Below are 3,693 nucleotides of genomic sequence, written 5' to 3'. Positions count from 1 at the left end.
TAATCTGGCGCTGGAGAATATTGCTCATCGTTGAAGGCCAACGCAGGACTCAACTGTGGGAGCGAGCCTGCTCGCGAAGGCGTCGTATCAGAAAGACATGTGCTGGCTGACATAACGCTTTCGCGAGCAGGCTCGCTCCCACATTGGTTACTGGTGATGTTGAAACAGCTCAGTTCAATTGCAGGGTTTCATTGAACTGGCTGATCGCATCCACCACATGCCGCGAGCCCTGCTGAATCTCGAGGATCACCTCGCCCGCCTCGTTCGCCAGTTCCACGCCCAACCCGGTTCGGCTCAGGCTCGACTGCATGCTCGACACTGCGCTCAGCGACAGGTCGTGGTTCTTGCGCACCACGTCGACAATTTCCAGAGTGGCCTGACTGGTCCGCGCGGCGAGGCTGCGCACCTCATCGGCGACGACGGCAAAACCGCGTCCATGCTCACCGGCGCGCGCGGCTTCGATCGCTGCATTGAGTGCCAGCAGGTTGGTCTGGTCGGCAATGCCGCGAATGGTCTGGACAATGGTGCCGATGATGTCCGACTGTTTGCTTACCGCATCGATGCTCACCGCCGCTTCGTTCAGATCGCGGGAAATGTCCTGAATGATCTGCACGGTCTGCTGCACGACTTGTGAGCCTTTTTGCGCGCACGCGTCGTTTTGTACCGAGGTGCTGTGGGCCGATTCCGCAGCGTTTTGCAGGGTCGTCATCTGCCGGGTGATGTCGCTGGCGAACTTGACCACTTTGTACAAGCGGCCCTTGGCGTCGAACAGCGGGTTATACGAGGCTTCCAGATAAACCATCTGCCCGGACTTGTTCTTGCGCTCGAAACGGTGCGAGTGATATTCGCCGCGATTGAGCGAAGCCCAGAACGCTTTGTATTGCGCGGACTCCGCTTCGGCGCGGTGACAGAACAGGCTGTGGTGCTGGCCGACAATTTCAGGGTGCGCGTACTGCATGGTCTGCAGAAAGTTGTCGTTGGCGCGTATGACATTGCCTTCGGGAGTGAACTCGATCACCGCCATGGAACGACCGATCGCCGCCAGCATGGCTTCTTCTTCATGTTCTTTGTTGATGCGCGCGGTGATGTCCGCCGCGACCTTGATCACACTTCTGACCTGTTTGTCGGGCCCGAACACCGGCATGTAACTGGCTTCAAGCCAGATCTCCCGGCCGCTCTTGTTCAGGCGCAGAAAAGTGCCGCTGAGCGGTTCACCACGGGCCAGGTCACGCCACAACTTCGCGTAGTCCTCGCTGCGGTAGAAGCTTTCTTCACAGAAGATCCGATGGTGTTTGCCGCGCACTTCTTCGGCGCTGTAGCCCATGGTCTTGCAGAAGTTCTCATTGGCGTCGAGGACGATGCCGTCCGGGGTGAACTCGATCATCGCCATCGAACGGCTGATCGCCTCTATTTTCGCGTTGGCCTCGGTCAGCGCACAGCTGAAGCGTTCGATTTCCCGCAGGTCAGCCTTGTGATGTAGGTTGAACATGGTTGTATCACCTTCCGCGCGTTCTTTTGATTTGATGAAAGTTCTGGTCTTGCAAGATCCATCACTACGTTCCACAGAACAGGCACACGCCTTCCTCCACGGGAGGAAGTTGTCAGGTGATAAATGATGATCAATCGGAGGGTCCCAGCAGCGACGCTCTGATCAAGACATCCTTTTCTTGATAGCCCGCAAGCGGGCCAGCCCTAACGCGTAGAAGAACTTCCATTTAGATGACGCTCCTTGTTGGTTCAGTGTCGGTGCCTTGGAATGCGCACTCTGGCAGCATGAATCACGGACCAACCTGGTACCGTCGCCCTGTTGGCATGACGGTCGACATGGTTAGTTACCTGCAAAGCATAGCCATCCCGACGCCGGGCGCAAGGCCACTAGTCGGCCAGTATCTGGCATTTTTTGCACAAGAAACGGTTCAGCGCGGGAGACAGTGTGGTAAAAACGGGCGTTTTCGCCAGCGAAGCGGAAGCCCGCGAAACGGGCTCCCGTAGAGATTGCTTAATGGCCGAAGATGTCGACCTTCTTGGCTTTCTTCTCGGCACGTTTTTCAATCGCAGTCTTGGCCGGCTTCTTCTTCGCGGCTTTCTTTGAATCCATACCTTTGGACATGATCGGTACTCCACTCACAGGGGTGTGAGTTCAGGTATACACCTATCCCGAGGCGCGCGTTCTTTTATAATCGGCGCTTTTCGCAGCGACAGCCCGAACCATGTCCGATATCCACTACAGCCAGCTCGACGAATCGTTGTGGCCGCTGATGAACAAGTTCTACCGCAGCCACCAGTCGTCGATGAAAGCCGTGCGCGAGGCACAGTTGTGGGTAGCGCGGCGCGGCGAGATCGTTGCGGCGCTGTGCCTGCGGCCGGTAGCGGGCGGGCATTGGCTGACGGGGGTGTTTGTTGATCCGGGGTGTCGCAAGCAGGGAATTGCTGCGCAACTGATCGCGGCGGCGGTTGCTAAGGTGGAGGAGCCGGTGTGGCTGTTTTGCCATCCTGATTTGCGCGGTTTTTATGAGCGACGCGGGTTCAGCTTCGATCCGCCGCTGCCGCAGGCGATGGCCGAGCGGTTGAGCCGGTACGCGCGGAGTAAGCCGATGATTGCGATGGGGCTAGTTTGAAGATCAAAAGATCGCAGCCTTCGGCAGCTCCTACACCGATCCCTGTAGGAGCTGCCGAAGGCTGCGATCTTTCGATTCTGGTTAATCGTCAACGTTGGGATCAAGGTCCGGAAACAGCACTTCGGTAAAGCCGAACTTGCTGAAATCGGTAATTCGCGACGGGTACAGCCGGCCGATCAGGTGATCGCATTCATGCTGCACCACTCGTGCATGAAACCCCGAGGCCACGCGCACGATCGGCTCGCCCTTGGGATCAAAGCCTTCGTAGCGAATCTGCTGATAACGATCCACCGCGCCGCGCAGCCCCGGCACCGAAAGACAGCCTTCGAAGCCCTCTTCCATCAGCGGATTCAACGGCGTGATCAGCGGATTGATCAGGATCGTCTGCGGCACTGCTTCAGCATCCGGGTAACGCTCGCTGTGTTCGAAGCCGAAGATCACCAGTTGCAGGTCGACGCCGATCTGCGGCGCCGCGAGGCCAACGCCGCCGACGCTTTCCATGGTCTGGAACATGTCGTCGATCAATTGCCAGAGCTCGGCGCTGTTGAACATTTCCGGTGGTACCGGCGCGGCGATGCGCAGCAGGCGCTCATCACCCATTTTCAGAATTTCACGAATCATGGTCGCGCTTCGTCAGTGTCCGGCTTGAGCGAATGATCGCGGCCCAGGCCCGAGACGTGTTGTTTGGGGGATTCGTCAGGCTCGCCAGGGGCTTTTTCGCCCTTTTCCTTGCCTTCGGCGGACATGTGCTCGATCACCGCGTTCATCTCTGCGCCGAGCAACAGGACTGCGGAAGAAATGTAGAAATACAGCAAGAGCACGATGATCGCCCCGATGCTGCCATACATCGCGTTGTAGTTGGCGAAGGTTTTCACGTAAAAGGCAAACCCCAACGAGGCTAGGATCCACACCACTACAGCCAGCACCGAACCTGGGGTGATGAAACGGAATTCCTGTTTGACGTCGGGCATCACGTAATAGATCAGCGCCACCGCGACCATCATCAGAATCACGATCACCGGCCAGCGGGCAATCGTCCACACCGTGACGATGAAGTATTCCAGGCCCACTTGTG

3 protein-coding genes and 2 pseudogenes are annotated in these 3,693 nt (G+C 57.6%); 1 reads left to right on the top strand and 4 read right to left on the bottom strand.

What is annotated here, in order from left to right; genetic code table 11:
* Positions 1–169: 169 nt before the first annotated feature.
* Positions 170–601 (bottom strand): annotated as a pseudogene (locus OQK_RS32060) (methyl-accepting chemotaxis protein); the annotation flags it as partial.
* 114 nt (positions 602–715) lie between these two features.
* Positions 716–1,384, bottom strand: a pseudogene (locus OQK_RS32055) (PAS domain-containing protein); the annotation flags it as partial.
* Between the two features lie 826 nt (positions 1,385–2,210).
* On the opposite strand from OQK_RS32055, the gene OQK_RS17655 reads away from it, so the two are divergent.
* Positions 2,211–2,618 carry a GNAT family N-acetyltransferase gene (locus OQK_RS17655; RefSeq protein WP_016773547.1) on the top strand — a complete coding sequence of 136 codons (408 nt, stop codon included), beginning with the start codon at positions 2,211–2,213 and terminating at the stop codon, positions 2,616–2,618.
* An 81-nt stretch (positions 2,619–2,699) separates the two neighbouring features.
* Here the strand turns inward: OQK_RS17655 and def are convergent, their stop codons facing one another.
* Both def and OQK_RS17645 read right to left on the bottom strand, forming a co-directional pair.
* Complete coding sequence (def, locus tag OQK_RS17650) at positions 2,700–3,239, bottom strand: peptide deformylase (RefSeq protein ID WP_016773546.1); 540 nt, start codon at positions 3,237–3,239, stop codon at positions 2,700–2,702.
* Positions 3,236–3,693, bottom strand: a 458-nt coding sequence (locus OQK_RS17645; RefSeq protein WP_016773545.1) for a YihY/virulence factor BrkB family protein, incomplete at its 5' end; no start/stop codon positions are given. The genes def and OQK_RS17645, both read right to left, overlap by 4 nt.

This window comes from Pseudomonas sp. R62, assembly GCF_000257605.1.
GTDB classification, from domain to species: Bacteria; Pseudomonadota; Gammaproteobacteria; order Pseudomonadales; family Pseudomonadaceae; genus Aquipseudomonas; species Aquipseudomonas atacamensis.
This window is presented reverse-complemented; position numbering and strand designations above follow the sequence as displayed.

Bases quoted from the DNA above. Each gene is read 5' to 3' on its own strand.
- OQK_RS17655 (WP_016773547.1), top strand. From the start codon at position 2,211: ATGTCCGATATCCACTACAGCCAGCTCGACGAATCGTTGTGGCCGCTG.
- def (WP_016773546.1), bottom strand. From the start codon at position 3,239: ATGATTCGTGAAATTCTGAAAATGGGTGATGAGCGCCTGCTGCGCATC.